The sequence below is a fragment of the Zoogloea sp. genome (genome assembly GCF_041908905.1).
GTDB lineage: Bacteria > Pseudomonadota > Gammaproteobacteria > Burkholderiales > Rhodocyclaceae > Zoogloea.
The window spans coordinates 23,825-40,131 of record NZ_JAYREK010000020.1 but is presented as its reverse complement, the minus strand read 5'-3'; the positions used below and the strand labels follow the sequence as shown (position 1 = coordinate 40,131).

General features: G+C 70.4%; 11 protein-coding genes. 3 read left to right on the top strand and 8 right to left on the bottom strand.

Going from position 1 to position 16,307, the window contains the following annotated elements; genetic code table 11:
• Positions 1 to 6 precede the first annotated feature (6 nt).
• The 6 genes from ACE3OU_RS11950 to ftsH all read right to left on the bottom strand — a co-directional run bounded on the left by ACE3OU_RS11950 (position 7) and on the right by ftsH (position 6,091).
• Positions 7 to 969, bottom strand: a complete 963-nt coding sequence (locus ACE3OU_RS11950) for an asparaginase (RefSeq protein WP_374241787.1) — start codon at positions 967 to 969, stop codon at positions 7 to 9.
• Between the two features lie 19 nt (positions 970 to 988).
• The gene (locus ACE3OU_RS11945; protein WP_374241786.1) at positions 989 to 1,717 is read right to left on the bottom strand and encodes an amino acid ABC transporter ATP-binding protein; all 729 of its coding nucleotides are present in this window, start codon (positions 1,715 to 1,717) and stop codon (positions 989 to 991) included.
• Positions 1,718 to 1,731: 14 nt separating this feature from the next.
• Positions 1,732 to 2,421: a glutamate/aspartate ABC transporter permease GltK gene (gltK, locus tag ACE3OU_RS11940; protein ID WP_374241757.1), complete on the bottom strand. Its 690-nt coding sequence runs from the start codon at positions 2,419 to 2,421 to the stop codon at positions 1,732 to 1,734.
• A gap of 1 nt (position 2,422) precedes the next feature.
• Positions 2,423 to 3,163 carry an amino acid ABC transporter permease gene (locus tag ACE3OU_RS11935; RefSeq protein ID WP_374241756.1) on the bottom strand — a complete coding sequence of 247 codons (741 nt, stop codon included), beginning with the start codon at positions 3,161 to 3,163 and terminating at the stop codon, positions 2,423 to 2,425.
• 96 nt (positions 3,164 to 3,259) lie between these two features.
• The gene (locus ACE3OU_RS11930; protein WP_374241785.1) at positions 3,260 to 4,159 is read right to left on the bottom strand and encodes a glutamate/aspartate ABC transporter substrate-binding protein; all 900 of its coding nucleotides are present in this window, start codon (positions 4,157 to 4,159) and stop codon (positions 3,260 to 3,262) included.
• A gap of 114 nt (positions 4,160 to 4,273) precedes the next feature.
• Entirely contained in the window at positions 4,274 to 6,091 is a 1,818-nt protein-coding gene (gene ftsH, locus ACE3OU_RS11925; protein WP_374241784.1) for an ATP-dependent zinc metalloprotease FtsH, read from the bottom strand.
• A gap of 198 nt (positions 6,092 to 6,289) precedes the next feature.
• Between ftsH and ACE3OU_RS11920 the strand changes: the two genes are divergently transcribed.
• Positions 6,290 to 6,586 (top strand): hypothetical protein, encoded by a 297-nt coding sequence (locus tag ACE3OU_RS11920; RefSeq protein WP_374241783.1) that lies wholly within the window; start codon positions 6,290 to 6,292, stop codon positions 6,584 to 6,586.
• A gap of 96 nt (positions 6,587 to 6,682) precedes the next feature.
• Here the strand turns inward: ACE3OU_RS11920 and ACE3OU_RS11915 are convergent, their stop codons facing one another.
• The gene (locus ACE3OU_RS11915) at positions 6,683 to 8,431 is read right to left on the bottom strand and encodes a DEAD/DEAH box helicase (protein ID WP_374241782.1); all 1,749 of its coding nucleotides are present in this window, start codon (positions 8,429 to 8,431) and stop codon (positions 6,683 to 6,685) included.
• A gap of 250 nt (positions 8,432 to 8,681) precedes the next feature.
• Complete coding sequence (glnE, locus tag ACE3OU_RS11910; protein WP_374241781.1) at positions 8,682 to 11,375, bottom strand: bifunctional [glutamate--ammonia ligase]-adenylyl-L-tyrosine phosphorylase/[glutamate--ammonia-ligase] adenylyltransferase; 2,694 nt, start codon at positions 11,373 to 11,375, stop codon at positions 8,682 to 8,684.
• Between the two features lie 217 nt (positions 11,376 to 11,592).
• On the opposite strand from glnE, the gene ACE3OU_RS11905 reads away from it, so the two are divergent.
• Both ACE3OU_RS11905 and ACE3OU_RS11900 read left to right on the top strand, forming a co-directional pair.
• Positions 11,593 to 15,486 (top strand): YhdP family protein, encoded by a 3,894-nt coding sequence (locus ACE3OU_RS11905; protein WP_374241780.1) that lies wholly within the window; start codon positions 11,593 to 11,595, stop codon positions 15,484 to 15,486.
• On the top strand, positions 15,483 to 16,298 hold the full coding sequence (locus ACE3OU_RS11900; RefSeq protein ID WP_374241779.1) for a carbon-nitrogen hydrolase family protein: 816 nt from the start codon (positions 15,483 to 15,485) through the stop codon (positions 16,296 to 16,298). Before ACE3OU_RS11905 ends, ACE3OU_RS11900 begins: the two co-directional genes overlap by 4 nt.
• The last annotated feature ends 9 nt before the right edge of the window (positions 16,299 to 16,307 follow it).

Genomic DNA, 16,307 nt, shown 5'->3' with positions numbered 1-16,307 from the left:
CCGTGATCACGCCGGCGCCGGCCTGATGGACCGCGCGGCGTCGCAGGCCAGCAGCACCGCGCGCAGGGCTTCGCCGCCCAACCCGCTGGCCAGGCCGAGCATCAGCGCGATACGGGCCTTGGGGGGGGGCTGGTCGCCGGCGGTGAGCCAGCCTTCGCCCGTGTCGTCGGCGTTGGCGTCCGCTTCCACGGGGCCCGCGGCGCGGCTGCCGCGCACGATCGCCACGCCCTGCCGGCGCGCCGCCCGCAGGGCCGGCAGCCAGGCCGCCGGCACGCTGCCGTTGCCGGCGAGGGCCAGCACCAGCCCTCGGGCGCCGGCGGCGACGCTGGCGTCGATCAGGTCGGCCGGGGCGCCGGCATAGCCGGGCAGGATGTCCACCCGGGGGAGTTCCGCCACCTGCAGCCCGGCGAAGCGGCCGTCGGGCCGGGCGGACTGCCAGGGCTCGGGGGATTCGAAGGCGTCCAGCCCGGTGCTGCGGGCCTTGACGACGCCGCGGGCGCCGAAGATCTGGCCGTTCATCACCACCAGCACCCCCTTGTCGCAGGCCTCCGGGCTGGCGGCCAGGCGTAACGCCGCCCGCAGGTTGGCGGGGCCGTCGGCGGCCGGGTGGTCGGCCGGGCGCATCGCGCCGGTGAGCACCACCGGCTTGCCGGCGGGCAGGGTGAGGTGCAGGAACCAGGCGGTTTCTTCGAGGGTGTCGGTGCCGTGGAGGATCACCACCCCCGCGCAGGCCGGCTCGTCCAGGGCGGCCCGGGTGGCGGCGAGGAGGGTCAGCCAGTCGGCCGGCGTCATGTCCTTGCTGTCGAGGGCGAGGATCTGCCGGGCCGTGAGCGGGCCGAGGGCGTCTAGCCCGGGCACCGCGGCGAGAAGCGCCTCCACCGGCCGCACGCCGGCGCGGTAACGCCCGGGTCGGGCGTCGGGATCGGCTTCCCCGGCGATCGTGCCGCCGGTGGCGAGGAGATGGATCATGGCGTGGGGCGGTGAGGCGTCAGTGCGACAGGATGCGCGCCAGGAACTGGCGGGCGCGCTCGGAGCGGGGGGCGCCGAAGAAGGCGTCCTTGCTGTCGTCCTCGACGATGCGGCCCTGGTCCATGAAGATCACCCGGTTGGCCACCTTTTTCGCGAAGCCCATCTCGTGGGTGACGCACATCATGGTCATGCCTTCGCGGGCCAGCTCGACCATCACGTCGAGCACCTCGTTGATCATCTCCGGGTCAAGGGCCGAGGTGGGCTCGTCGAAGAGCATGCAGATCGGGTCCATCGCCAGCGCACGGGCGATCGCCACCCGCTGCTGCTGGCCGCCGGAGAGCTGGCCAGGGAACTTGCCGGCGTGGGCCTTCAGGCCGACCCGGTCGAGCAGCTTGAGGCCCTTGTCCACCGCCTGCTCGCGGCTGCGGCCGAGCACCTTGATCTGGGCGATGGTGAGGTTGTCGGTGATGCTCATGTGGGGAAACAGCTCGAAGTGCTGGAACACCATGCCGACCCGGCTGCGCAGCTTGGGCAGGTTGGTCTTCGGGTCGCCCACCGGGATACCGTCGACGGTGATGGTGCCGGCCTGGAAGGGCTCGAGGCCATTGACGCACTTGATCAGCGTGGACTTGCCGCTGCCCGACGGGCCGCAGACCACGATGACCTCGCCTTTCCGCACTTCGGTGCTGCAGTCGGTGAGCACCTGGAAACTGCCGTAGAACTTGGAGACGTTCTGGATCGAAATCATGGGTGAGCCCGCAATCAATGTGCCACGTGGGCGTTGAGTTTCTGCTGGTAGCGGCGCACCAGCTGGGAGGCCGCGAAGCAGACGGCGAAATAGACGGCACCGGCAAAGAGCAGCAGCTCGACGAGCCGGCCATCGCGGTCGCCCACCTTGTAGGCGGCGCCGAAGAAGTCGGCCAGGGCCGACACATAGACCAGGGAGGTGTCCTGGAACAGCACGATGGCCTGAGTGAGCAGCAGGGGGACCATGTTGCGGAAGGCCTGGGGCAGCACCACCAGGCGCATCGCCTGGGCGTAGGTCATGCCGAGGGCCGAGGCGGCGGCCACCTGGCCCTTGGGGACGCTCTGGATGCCGGCGCGGATGATCTCGGAGTAATAGGCCGACTCGAACAGCGCGAAGCCCACCATCGCCGAGGCGAGGCGCACGTCGGTGTTCGGGTCCAGGTTGAAGAAGCCCTTGAGCAACTGGGGCACGATCAGGAAGAACCACAGCAGCACCATCACCAGCGGGATCGCCCGGAACAGGTTCACATAGCTGGCGGCCAGGAAGGCCAGCGGCTTGACCGCCGAGAGGCGCATCATCGCCAGCGCCGTGCCCCACACGATGCCGAAGAGCACCGCGGTGAGCGTGATCTCCAGCGACACCTTCATGCCCTCCCACAGGAAGGGCAGCGCCCCGGGGATGGACGACCAGTCGAATTCATACATCTCACTTCCCTCCCAGGTAGCCCGGCACGCGGGTCTTGTTCTCGACCACGCGCATCAGGGTCATCACCACCACATTGATCAGCAGGTAGAGCACCGTGACCGCGATGAAGGACTCATACGGCTGGGCGGTGTAGTCGACGAGCTGGCGGCCCTGGGCGGCGAGCTCCAGCAGGCCGATGGTCGAGCACACGGCGGAGTTCTTGAAGATGTTGAGGAACTCGGAGGTGAGCGGCGGCACCACCAGGCGGAAGGCCATCGGCAGGAGCACGTGGCGGTAGGTCTGGGGCAGGGTGAAGCCCAGGGCCAGCCCGGCGTTCTTCTGGCCGCGGGGCAGGGCGTTGATGCCGGCGCGGACCTGCTCGCAGACGCGGGCGCTGGTGAAGAAGGCGAGGCACAGCATCGCCGAGAGGAACTGCTGGGTGAGGGGGTCGAGGTCCTGCTTGAAGGCGTCGCCCAGGCCGAAGGGGAGCAGCTCGGGGAGCACGAAGTACCAGATGAAGAGCTGCACCAGCAGGGGGATGTTGCGGAAGACCTCGACGTAGGTGGCGGCGAGCCCCGAGAGCCCGCGGTTGGGCACGGTACGCAGCACGCCCATCAGGCTGCCGAGGGCGAGGGCGACGACCCAGGCCGACAGGGACAGGGCGACGGTCACCTGCAGGCCGGAGAGCATCCAGCCCAGGTAGGTGCTGTCGCCGGAGGCGGCGGGGGCGAGGAAGATGCCCCAGTTCCATTGGTAGCTCATGGCGTTGGTGGAAAGTGGGGAGTGGGTGGGCGACGAGCGGGGCGTGAGGGCCCCCGGGCGGGGCGCCGGGAGCCGTCTCCCGCGCCCCGCCGGCCGTCATTCGAAGGCCTTGTCGTTGGGCGCCTTGTAGAGCTTCTGCATGGCCTCGGAGAGCGGGAAGTTGAGGTTCAGGCCCTTGGGCGGGATGGGCTGGGTGAACCACTTCCGGTAGATCGCCTCGGCCTCGCCGGAGGTCATGGCCCTGGCCAGGGCGGCGTCGACCACTTTCTTGAAGCCCGGGTCGTCCTTGCGCATCATGCAGCCGTAGGCCTCGAAGCTCTGGGGCGTGCCGACCACGGTCCAGTCGCCGGGGCGCTTGGCCTTGGCCATCTCGCCGTAGAGCAGGGCGTCGTCCATCATGAAGGCCACGGCGCGGCCGGTCTCGAGGGTCAGGAAGGATTCGCCGTGGTCCTTGGCGGAGATGATCTTCATGCCGAGCTTCCTGTCGTCGTTCATCTTGCGGATGAGGCGCTCGGAGGTGGTGCCGGCGGTGGTGACCACGTTCTTGCCGGCGAGGTCGGGGAAGTCCTGGATGCCGGAATCCTTCTTCGTCATCAGGCGGGTGCCGATGATGAAGAGGGTGTTCGAGAAGGCGACCTGCTGGGCGCGCTCCTTGTTGTGGGTGGTGGAGCCGCACTCGATGTCGACGGTGCCGTTCTGCACCAGCGGGATGCGGTTCTGGGAGGTGACCGGGGTGAGCTTGACGGCGAGGCTGGGCAGCTTGAGCTCGGCCTTCACTGCATCGACCACCTTCAGCATCAGCTCATGGCTGTAGCCGACCACCTGCTGCCTGTCGTCGTAGTAGGAGAAGGGGATGGAGGATTCCCGGTGACCGAGGGAGATGGTGCCGCTGTCCTTGATCTTCCTGAGGGTGGCCGACTCCTGGGCGGCGGCCGGCTGGGCGACGAGCGTGGCGCTGGCGAGGAGGGCGAGGGCGGGCAGGTGGAAACGGTGCATGGCAATACCTCCGGGACGGAATGATGGGCAAAGGCGCATGTTTCCCTTGATTGTAGCCCTGCCGGCGCCTCCGATGACAAGGCCCCGCGCCGGGGCCTTGGGTCGAAGGCGACCCTAGCCGGCCGTCGCCCGGTCGTGGATGGCCTTGAGATCCGCCTCGTCGAGGGTCTCGCGGGCGAGCAGGTCGCGGGCGCTCTCTTCGAGGAGGGGGCGCCGCGAGGCGAGGATCGCGCTGCTCCGCTCGAAGGCCCGGGCGACGATCTCGCGCACCGCACAGTCGATCTCGCGGGCGGTCTCCTCGGAATAGCTGCGCTCCTGGGCCTGGGGCGCGGCCTGGCCGAGGAAGTTAGTCTTGTCGCTGTCGTAGGCGACGTTGCCGAGCGCCTCGTGCATGCCGAAGCGCATCACGATGGAGCGGGCGATGGCGGTGACCCGCTGCAGGTCGTCGGCGGCGCCGGTGGAGACTTCGCCGAAGATCAGCAGCTCCGCTGCGCGGCCGCCGAGCAGCACCGCCATCTTGTTCTCGAGCTCGGCGCGGGTCATCAGGAAGCGGTCCTCGGTGGGGCGCTGGATGGTGTAGCCCAGCGCGCCGACCCCCCGCGGGATGATGCTGATCTTGTGCACCGGGTCGGTGCCCGGCAGCCCCATCGCCACCAGCGCGTGGCCCATCTCGTGGTAGGCGACGACGGTGCGCTCGTGCTCGTTGAGGACGCGGTTCTTCTTCTCGAGGCCGGCCACGATGCGCTCGACGGCCACGGTGAAGTCCCGCAGCGTCACGTCGTCGCCATTGCGGCGGGTGGCCACCAGGGCTGCCTCGTTGCACAGGTTGGCCAGGTCGGCGCCAGAGAAACCCGGCGTCAGCGCCGCCACCTGCTCGGCGTCGAGCCCCGGGGCGAGGGTGATCTTCTTCATGTGCACCTGCAGGATCGCCACGCGGCCTTTTTTGTCCGGGCGGTCCACCAGCACCTGCCGGTCGAAGCGGCCGGCCCGCAGCAGGGCCGGGTCGAGCACCTCGGGGCGGTTGGTGGCGGCCAGCAGCACCAGGCCGGAGGACGAATCAAAGCCGTCGAGCTCGACCAGCAGCTGGTTGAGGGTCTGTTCCTTCTCGTCGTGGCCACCCATCGCGAAGGCGCCGCGGGCGCGGCCCATGGCGTCGAGCTCGTCGATGAAGATGATCGCCGGCGCCTTGGCGCGGGCCTGCTCGAAGAGGTCGCGCACCCGCGCGGCGCCGACCCCCACGAACATCTCGACGAACTCCGAGCCGGAGATCGAGAAGAAGGGCACGCCCGCCTCGCCGGCCACGGCCTTGGCGAGCAGGGTCTTGCCGGTGCCCGGCGGGCCGACCAGCAGCACGCCCTTGGGCACCCGCCCGCCGAGGCGGCCGTAGCTCTTCGGGTCTTTCAGGAAGCCGACGACCTCCTTCAGCTCGTCCTTGGCCTCGTCCACGCCGGCCACGTCCTCGAAGCTCACGCCGGTGTCGGCCTCGACATACACCTTGGCCTTGCTCTTGCCCAGGTTCATGAAGCCGCCGCCCATGCCCTGCTTGCCGGCGAACTTGCGCATCGCGAAGATCCAGATCCCCACGAAGATGACCGCCGGCAGCACCCAGCCGAGGATGTCGCGCAGCAGGGTGTTCTCGGCCAGGCCGGTGAACTTGACGTCGTACTGGGACAGCTCCCTGGCCAGCGCCGGATCCACCCGGGTGGTGACGAACTTCTGGCGGCCGTCGGCGAGGGGTTTCTTGAGGGTGCCCTGGATGGTGTTGTCGGTGATCGCGATCTCGCTCACCTCGCCGTCCTTCACCATGCGCTGGAACTCGCTGTAGGGCACGGGTTCGACGGTGCGCATCTGCACCCACAGGTCGTGCAGGGTGAAGATCGCGAACAGGGCGAAGACGAAATACCACAGGCTGAACTGGAGTTTTTTCTGCATGGGGGTTGCGCCTGTGCGATGAGAATGCTTCCCATGTGGGGGCGGGCCGGCCGGCTTCAAGCCCGCAGGGCGCCCGGATCGGGCGCCGTGCATTCCGACCAGGGTGCGACCTCCTTTGCCGCGAAACCCATCACGGGTAATCGGGTCTGAGGGGCGTATAACTAAAGTTATAGATTTTGACCAAGTCGAGTGCCAAAAATGTCCACCCGTAATAATTCCAGCCGCCTCGCGGTGCGTCTCAAGTCCTTCCTGGTCGGCCTGCTCCTCGGTGGGGTGATGGTCGTCGTCGGCATGCAGGCCGAGCCCGGCCGCCTCGATTCTCCCCGTGCCAAGGTTGACGGCCGCAAGGCCGCGCCGGTGGTGGTGGTCTTGTTGGTCTTCGCCGGCAGCCCCCCCGCCCCCCGCCCCCACCATACACCCGCCCCAACGTTATACGCCCGCACGCCCGCGCCGGTGGTGGTGGTCGTGCAGAGCCCGACCTCGCTCCAGCCGTAAGCGAGGCCCCGTGCAGGGGCCCATGAAACGAAAAGGCCCGCCCGGGGAGCAGGCGGGCCTGATGATGAGCCGGTTCAGGGGCGCATCAGGAGCACATCAGCGGTTGCCGTTGCCCCCGTTGCCGCCCTGGCCGCCGCGGGGGCTGCTGAAGAGGGCCGGCTTGGCCTCTCCCGGGCGACGGCCGGTCAGGGTGACCGGCTGGCGGCGGGCTTCCTCGAGGGCCGCGGGCGTGCCGCGGTTGGGGTTGCCGCCGTTGCCGCTGGCGTTGCCGTGGCGATGGCCGCCGCCGCGGGGTGCGTCCGGATCCCGGTAGGGCGACTTGTGGCGGGACTGGTAATCGACGCGGTTGCCGAAGTCGTCATCCGTGTCGCGGCCGCCCGGGCGACGCTCGGGCTGGGCGCGGTTGCCGCGCTCGATGCCCTGGCCGCCGGCTGCCTGGCCCTGGGGTTTACCGCTGCGCGGCTGACCCTGGCCTTGCCCTTGACCCTGCTTCTGGGCCTGCTGCGGGCGGCCCTGGCCCTGGGCGGGTTTCTGGCCCTGGGGCTTGCCCTGGCGGCTAGCCTCGGCCTGGGCCGGCTTCTGCTCGCGGCGTTCCCGTTCGCCGCGCTTGCCCTGGTGGGCCGGGCGGGGTTCGCGGGGCGGGCGCTCGTCGGATTCCTGCGGCGCGGCGGAGGGCACGAAGTCGGGCACCTCGACTTTCTCGATCAGGCGCTTCATGAGGCGCTCGATGTCCTTCAGGAGCGGCAGCTCCTCGCGGTCGACGAGCGACACGGCGGCGCCGGACGCGCCGGCACGGCCGGTGCGGCCGATGCGGTGCACGTAGTCTTCGGGCACGTTGGGCAGCTCGAAGTTGACCACCTGGGGCAGCTGGTCGATGTCGAGGCCGCGGGCGGCGATGTCGGTGGCGACCAGCACCTGCAGCTTGGCGTCCTTGAAGTCGGCCAGCGCGCGGGTGCGCGCCGACTGGCTCTTGTTGCCGTGGATCGCCGCGGACGGGATGCCGTGCTTGCCGAGGTATTCGGCGAGCTTGTTGGCGCCGTGCTTGGTGCGGGTGAACACCAGCACCTGGAACCACTGGTGCTTGTTGATCAGGAAGGCGAGCAGCTCGCGCTTCTGCTTCTGCGGGCAGAGGTGCACCGACTGCTGCACCAGCTCGGAGGCGGTGTTGCGGCGGGCGACCTCGACGAAGCCGGGCTTGTGCAGCAGGCCGTCGGCGAGGGCCTTGATCTCGTCGGAGAAGGTGGCCGAGAACAGCAGGTTCTGGCGCTTCTTGGGCAGCAGCGCGAGGATCTTCTTGATGTCGCGGATGAAGCCCATGTCGAGCATGCGGTCGGCTTCGTCGAGCACCAGGATCTCGACGCCCGAGAGGTCGATGGTGCCCTGGGTGTTGTGGTCGAGCAGGCGGCCCGGGGTGGCGACGAGGATGTCGACGCGTTTCTTGAGCCGGGTGATCTGCGGGTTGATGGCGACGCCGCCGAACATCACCATCGAGGTGAGCGGGAGGTGCTTGCCGTAGGTCTGCACGGATTCCTCGACCTGGGCCGCGAGTTCGCGGGTCGGGGTGAGGATCAGGCAGCGCGGCCGGCCGGCCTTCTGGTTGTGGGCGTGGGCCTCGGAGAGAAGGTGCAGGATCGGCAGCGTGAAGCCGGCGGTCTTGCCGGTGCCGGTCTGGGCGGCGGCCATCAGGTCGCCACCGGCGAGTACCTGCGGAATGGCCTGGGCCTGGATCGGGGTGGGCGCGGTGTAGCCGGTTTCGGCGATGGCGCGCTGGATGGGTTCGCTGAGGGCGAGATCGGAAAAGCTGATCGCAACCGCTGCCTGCGCAGCGGATTCGGCTTGAGTCATGGGATTGTGTGCTCCTGCGACGGCCTGACCGCTCACGGGGAGCGGCACCAATCGGGGCGGGCGCAACGAGATTTCGCGATCGGGGGGATCGGACGAAACGAATGAAAAAAATAGGCCGGTGCGCTGATTGGCAGGCGCACGGTTGGCGGATTGTACGGGTTTGGGGGGGGCTTGTGTTGACTTTTTTGACCTGCGGTGGGCTGTGCTCCGGCGGGCGGCGGGCGCTGCTGCCCGCCGTCCGCCGGTCCGGTCAGGCCGCGAGGTGGTCGTCGAAAACCTGGTTCCAGAGCTGCCGCACGCCCTCTGCCATGGCGGCGACCTGCTCGTGGGGCACCCGCGAGGGCTGGTTGTTGAGGCGCAGGCCGTGCTGCAGGCGGCGGTATTCGCGGTAGCTGTCGGCCACCGCCGCGGCGGCTTCGGCCGGGATCAGGCCCAGCTCGCCGGCCATCCCGAGCAGCGCGATGTTGCCCAGGTTGCCGGTGAGGCTGGCGTGCCGGTGGGCGTGGCCGAGCACGAGGTACTGCACGATGAACTCCACGTCGATCAGGCCGCCACGGTCGTGCTTGAGGTCGAACAGCCCGGTCTTGTTGGGGTGGGCGTCGACCATGCGCTGGCGCATCGCCAGCACCTCCTCGCGCAGCTTGGCGAGGTCGCGCGGCTGGCGCAGGACTTCGCAGCGGATGGCCTCGAACCTGGCGCCGATCTCCCGGTCGCCGGCGCAGAAGCGGGCGCGGGTGAGGGCCTGGTGTTCCCACACCCAGGCGTTCTCGAGCTGGTACTGGCGGAAGGCTTCGAGGGACACCACCATCAGGCCGGCGTCGCCGTTGGGGCGCAGGCGCAGGTCGGTCTCGAAGAGCTGGCCGGCCGGGGTCTGGGCCGACAGCCAGGTGTTGGTGCGCTGGCCGAGGCGGGTGTACAGCTCGGCGGCCTCGGGGGCGTCGTCGTCATGGACGAAGACCATGTCGAGGTCGGAGGCGTAGCCGAGTTCCTTGCCGCCGAGCTTGCCGTAGGCCAGCACCGCGAACTTCGGATCGTCCCGGTGGCGGTTCTTGATCTTGCGCCAGCACATCGCCACGGCGAGGTCGACGATGATGTCGGCGAGGGCCGACAGGTAGTCGGCGTGGCGCTCGACGGTGAGCTTGCCGGCGATGTCCTTGGTGAGCAGGCGGAACACCTGGGCGTGGTGCTGCTCGCGCATCAGGTCCATCTGGCGTTCCATGTCGGGCTCGATCTCGTCGAGGGCGCGGGCCAGCTCGGCCCGGAAGGCGGGCAGGTCGAGTTCTTCCTCGAGCAGGCGCGGGTCGAGGGCTTCGTCGAGGAGGATCGGGTGGCGGTTGAGGAACTGGGCGGCCCAGCTGGAGGCGCCGACCAGCTCGGCCACCTTGTGCACCGTCTGCGGGTACTGCTGCAGCAGGGCCAGGTAGGAGCCGCGCCGGCTGATGGCGTCGAGCAGGTCGAGCAGGCGCTCGAAGGTGGCGTTGGGGTCGGCGGTCTCGGCGGCGGCCTCGACGACCCGCGGGATCAGCGGGTCGAAGCGCATCCGGATGCCCGGCGGCATCTGCTGGTAGCGGCTGCCGTTCTTGGCGGCGGCGAGGCGGCGGGCGGCGGCGGCGGCGTCGGGGTAGCCGAGGCGGCGGAATTCTTCGGCGCTGCGTTCTTCATCGGCGGCGCAGGCCCACAGCTCGTCGAGGCTGTGGCCCTCCTCGGTGGGGTCGCCGAAGACGGTGTCGAAGTGCCTGCCGACGATCTCCCGGTGGCGGTTGAGCTCGGCCAGCAGGGCGTCGTAGGTGTCGAAGCCCATGCCGCGGGCGATCAGCGCCTGGTCGTCGGGGCTGCCCGGCAGGTTGTGGGTCTGGGCGTCGTCGAGGTATTGCAGGCGGTGCTCGACGCGGCGCAGGAGGTCGTAGGCGGCGGCCAGCTGCTGCTCGGCCTCGCGGGTGATGATGCCGCGCTCGGCGAGGCGGTCGAGCACCTTGAGGGTGGGCTTGATCTGCAGCGAGGTGTCGCGCCCGCCGCGGATCAGCTGGAAGACCTGGGCCAGGAACTCGATCTCGCGGATGCCGCCGGGGCCGAGCTTGACGTTGTTGGCCATGTCCTTGCGCGCCACCTCGCGGCGGATCTGGGCGTGCAGGTCGCGCATGGCGTTGATGGCGCCGAAGTCGAGGTACTTGCGGAAGATGAAGGGGCGGGCGATGTCGGCCAGCTCGGCGCTGCGGATGCCGGTCATCACGCGAGCCTTGATCCAGGCGTAGCGCTCCCACTCGCGGCCCTGGGTGATGAAGTAGTTCTCGAGCATGTCGAAGCTGGCCACCAGCGGGCCGGAGTCGCCGTTGGGGCGCAGGCGCATGTCGACCCGGAACACCTGGCCGTCGCCGGTGAGGTCGTTGAGGGCCTGGATGATGCCGCGGCCGAGCTTGGTGAAGAACTCGAAGTTGTCGATGATCTTGGGGCCGGCGGTGCTGCCGTCCTCGGGATAGACGTAGATCAGGTCGATGTCCGAGGAGACGTTGAGCTCCCGGCCGCCGAGCTTGCCCATGCCGATGATGATGAACTCCTGCTCGCGGCCGTCGGCCGACAGCGGTATGCCGTGGCGGGCGATCAGCTGGTCGCGCAGGATGTCGTGGGCGGTCTCGACGGCGATGTCGGCGAGCAGGGTCATCGTCTCGGTGACCTCGGCGAGGCTGGCGAGGCCGGCCAGGTCGCGCACCATCACGTGGCAGATGACCCAGGCGCGCAGCCGGCGCAGCACCGGCTTGAGGGTGTTGTCGTCGATCTTCTCGTCGCGCAGGAAGTCGCGCAGCGCGGTGGCGTCGAGGGGCGCGGCGATGCTCGCGGCGAGGCGCGGGGCGAGCCAGCTGCGGCTGTCGAGCTGGCGGCGCAGGAAGCGCGAGCAGGAAAGGGCGTCGAGGATGGGCTGGGGCAGGGCCGTGGGCTGTTCGGACATGGTGGAGGCCGATTGGTAGAATGCGGAATTGCTTATGGTGACCCCGACTTATGTCTGCCGGACTGATTTTCGTCAAGCCCGATGCCGTATGTGTGGCGTGCCGGGCTGCGTTTGCGGGCCCGGCGGCCCCGTGCTGAGCGCGCCGTGAGCCATCCCGCCGTCTTCTCCGGCCTTCATTGCGGTCCGCGCTGCGGCCCGCGTGCCGGCCTGCCCCCGCGTGGCTGAGGGCCGCCGCTTTCCGCTGCTGCACCTGCCGCGCCTGTGGCTGCGCCGGCTCGCCTGGCTGACGCTGGCCGTCTATTTTGCCGGCGGGCTGCTGTTCCTGGGCCTGCGCCACTTCGCGCTGCCCCAGGTGCCGGCCTACCGGGCCGAGGTCGCCGGGCTGCTGTCGCGCTCCCTCGGCCTGCCGGTGGAGATAGACAGCCTGTCGGCCGACTGGGAGGGGCTGCGCCCCACCTTCCGGCTTGGCGGGCTGACCATCAAGGACGCCGCCGGCCGGCCGGCCCTCAGCCTCGAGCGGGTCGAGGCCCAGCCGGGCTGGAGCTCGCTGCTCCTGCTGCGCCTGCGCCTGCACCGGCTCGAGATCGCCGGGCCGCAGCTGGCGGTGCGCCGCCTCGCCGACGGGCGCGTCTTCGTCGCCGGGCTGCCGGTCCAGACCGGGGGCGGGCAGGGCGACTTCGCCCACTGGCTGCTCGACCAGCGCGAGATCGTGATCCGCGATGCGCGCCTGGTGTGGAGCGACGCCCTGCGCGGGGCCGAGGACCTGGCCCTCGACAAGCTCGAGTTCCGCCTCGAGAACCGCGGCGCCCACCACCGCTTCGGCCTGCGCGCCCAGCCGCCGGCCCGGCTGGCGGCGGCCCTCGATGTGCGGGGCGACCTGCGCGGGCGCGACCCGGCGACGCTGGCCGACTGGCGCGGCGAGCTCTACGCCGCCCTCGACTATGCCGCTCTCGGGGCCTGGCGCCAGTGGGTGGATTACCCCCTCGACGTGGATGGCGCCGGCGGCCTGCGCTTGTGGCTGGAGGTCGCCGCGGGCCGGCTCAGCGGCGTGACGGCGGATTTCGCGCTGCGGGACGCCCACGCCCGGCTGGGGGCGGAGCTCGACGCCATCCCCCTTGCCCGTGCCTCCGGCCGCCTGCGCTACCGCGACGAGGATGGGGTGACCGAGGCGAGCGGGCGCAAGCTGTCGCTGGTGACCCGCGACGGGCTCGCGCTGGCGCCGATGGATTTCTTCCTGCGCCTGCGCGAAGCCCGCGGCAAGGAGCCGGCCCAGGGCGAGTTCGTGGCCAGCCAGCTGGATCTGTCGGTGCTCTCGGAGCTGGCCGGGCGCCTGCCCTTCGACCCGGCCTTCCGGGCGCGGCTGGCGGCCCTGGCCCCCGCCGGCCAGGTGGCGCCGGCCAACGTCCGGTGGACGGTGGGCGTCGGCCGCCTCGCGAGCTACGCGGTGGATGCGCGCTTCACCCGCCTGGGCATCGCCCCGGTCGGGGCCTGGCCGGGTTTCTCGGGCCTCTCCGGGCGCATCGAGGGCAACGAGAAGGGCGGTCGCTTCAGCCTCAGCGGGCGCGATGCCAGCCTCGACCTGCCGCAGATCTTCCCGGCGCCGCGCCTGGCCCTGGCCGAGCTGGCCGCCGACGGGAGCTGGAGCCACCCGGGCGGCATCCTCGAGGTGACCCTGGCCAGCGCCAGCTTCGCCAACCGCGACACCCGCGGCTCGGCCGCCGGGCGCTACCGGGCCAGCCGCGACACGCCGGGCGAGATCGACCTGCAGGCCCGCCTCACCGAGGCCGACGCCCGCGCCGTGTGGCGCTACATGCCCACGGTGGTCGGCAAGGCAGCCCGCGACTGGCTGGAGCACAGCCTGGCCGGCGGCCGGGCCGAGGATGCGCGGCTGGTGCTGAAGGGCGATCTCGCCAAGTTTCCCTTCCGCAACCCGAAGGACGGCACTTTCCGGGTCACCGCCCGGGTCACCGACGGCCTGCTCGACTACGCCCAGGGCTGGCCGAGGATCGAGGGCATCTCCGGCGAGCTGCTCTTCGAGGGCGCCGGCATGACCATCAAGGCCCACCGCGGCCGGATCTTCGGCGCCACGCTCGCGGACGTCACCGCGGTGCTGCCGGACTTCGAGACCAACGATGTGCTCAGCGTGCGCGGCACCGCCAGCGGCCCGACCCAGGACTTCCTGCGCTTCATCGCCGAGAGCCCGGTGGCGGCGAGCATCAACCACTTCACCGATCCCTTCCGCGTCGAGGGCAACGGCAGCCTCGACCTGCACCTGGTGCTGCCGCTGGCGAAGATCGAAACCTCGCGGGTCAAGGGCGAATACCAGTTTGCCCACAATGCCTTGCGGGTGGCTCCGTCGCTGCCGGCTTTCACCGAGGCGGCCGGGCGGGTCGCCTTCACCGAGAGCCAGCTCGTGGTGAAGAACGGCAGCGCGCGGGTGTTCGGCGACCCGGTCATGGTGAGTGGTGGCACCCGGCCCGACGGCAGCGTGGTGCTGAACACCCAGGGCACCCTCAGCGTCACCGGCCTGCGCCAGGCCGTCGACCTGCCGCTGCTCGATCACCTGTCGGGCAGCGCCCCGTGGAAGGGGGCCGTCACCGTGCCCAAGAAGGGTGGCGTCGAGTTCGTGCTCGACAGCACCCTGAACGGCATCGTCTCCAGCCTGCCCGATCCGCTCAACAAGTCGGCGGCGGCGAGCATGCCCTTCCACTTCGAGGTCGCCGTGCCGGCGGGCGACGGCCGGCCGGTGTCCGGCGACACGCTCAGGCTGGCGGCGGGCAGCGTCTTCCAGGCCCAGTTCCAGCGCCAGTATCGGGGCGAGCGCAGCGTCGTGACCCGGGGCGGCATGTCCCTCAACGAGCCGCTGCGCCTCGCCGACAAGGGGGTGATGCTGTCGGCCAGCGCCGACCGGCTGGACGCCGACGCCTGGCGCAAGGCCCTCGCCGGCAAGCCCGGCCGGCCGGCAGAGGCCGCGGCCAGCGACGGTGACGAGGCCTTCCCGATCTCCGGCCTGGCGCTGCGGGCGGGCGAGCTGCAGATGTTCGGCCAGCGCCTCGGCGACGTGCGCCTGCGCGCGGTGATGGAGGAGGGCGGCTGGCAGGCGCGCCTGGCAAGCCGCGAGGCCAGCGGCGACTTCGTGTGGCGCGACCAGGGCCGCGGCCGGCTGCAGGCGCGCTTCCGGCAGTTGACCATCGGCAGCCCCGACGCGGACGCGGCGCCCGCGCGGGAAGTGCCCGACGAAGAGCGCCTCTCCGAGCTGCCGGGACTCGACATCAGCGCCGACAGCTTCGTGCTGCGGGGCCGCCAGCTCGGCCGGCTGGAGCTGAAGGCGGCCAACCAGGGCGAAACCTGGCGCCTCGAGCAGCTCAGCATCGCCAACCCCGACGGCGTGCTGTCGGGCAAGGGCGTGTGGCGGCCCGGCACCCGCGAGGAGACCCGGCTCGACTTCCGGCTCGACGTCACCAGCGTCGAGAAGCTGCTCGCCCGTTTCGGCTACCCGGAGGCGGTGCGGCGCGGCCGCGGCAGCCTCGCCGGCGAGCTCGCTTGGAAGGGGCCGCCCACCGCGCTGCACCTGCCCAGCCTGGGCGGGCAGATGCAGGTGGCGGTGGACAACGGCCAGTTCGCCCAGCTCGAGCCGGGGGTCGGGCGGCTCCTCGGGGTGCTCAGCCTGCAGGCGCTGCCGCGGCGGATCACCCTCGACTTCCGCGACGTGTTTTCCCAGGGATTCGCCTTCGACCGGGTTTCCGGTAGCATCCAGATGAAGAACGGCGTGCTGCGCACCAGTGATCTCGAACTCGCCGGCCCGGCCGCCAGGGTCTTCATGAGCGGCGAGGCCGACGCGGTCCGGGAGTCGCAGAACCTGCGGGTCAAGGTCCAGCCAACCCTGTCCGAGTCGATCGCCGTCGGCTCGGCCATCGCCTCGATGGGGGCCATCCACCCGATGGTCGGCGTGGCCACCTACCTCGTGCAGAAGGCCCTGCGCGACCCGGTCGAGAAACTCTTCAGCTTCGAATACGCCGTGACCGGCAACTGGTCCGACCCCAAGGTGGAAAAGCTGGCTGCCCTCCCGGTGGCCGCGCCCACGAAACAGCGCGAGGAACGCACCCCATGAACAGCTCCCAGCTTTGCCGCATTGCCGCCGTGCAGATGATCTCCGGCCCCGACGTGGACGCCAACCTGGCCGAGGCCGACCGCCTGATCGGCGAGGCCGCAGCCCAGGGCGCCCGGCTGGTGGCGCTGCCCGAATACTTCCCGCTGATGAGCCCCGACGAGACGGCCAAGATCCGCATCCGCGAGCGCGATGGCGAGGGCCCGCTGCAGGACTTCCTCAAGGATGCCGCCCGCCGCCACAAGCTGTGGGTGGTCGGCGGCTCGATCCCGCTGGCCGCCGACGACCCCGACAAGGTGCGCAACTCGACCCTCGTGTTCGACGACACCGGGCACCGGGTGGCCCGCTACGACAAGGTGCATCTGTTCGGCTTCGAGACCAGCCGCGAGCGCTACGACGAGTCGGCCACCATCGAGGCCGGCAACGAGGTGGTGTGCTTCGACGGGCCCTGCGGCGAGATCGGGCTGTCGATCTGCTACGACCTGCGCTTCCCCGAACTCTTCCGGGCGATGGGCGAGGTGAGCCTGATCGTGCTCCCCGCCGCCTTCACCCACACCACCGGCCGCGCCCACTGGCAGGTGCTGCTGCGCGCCCGCGCCATCGAAAACCAGTGCTACGTGCTCGCCAGTGCCCAGGGCGGGACACATCCCCATGGCCGAAGGACCTGGGGTGAGAGCATCATCATAGACCCGTGGGGCGAGGTGCTGGCGAGCCTGCCCGAGGGCCCCGGGGTGGTGGTGGCCGACGTCGATCCGGCCCGTATTGCCGGCGTGCGGGCCTGCCTGCCGGCCCTGCGTCACCGCAAGATCAAATAACCGTCTTCA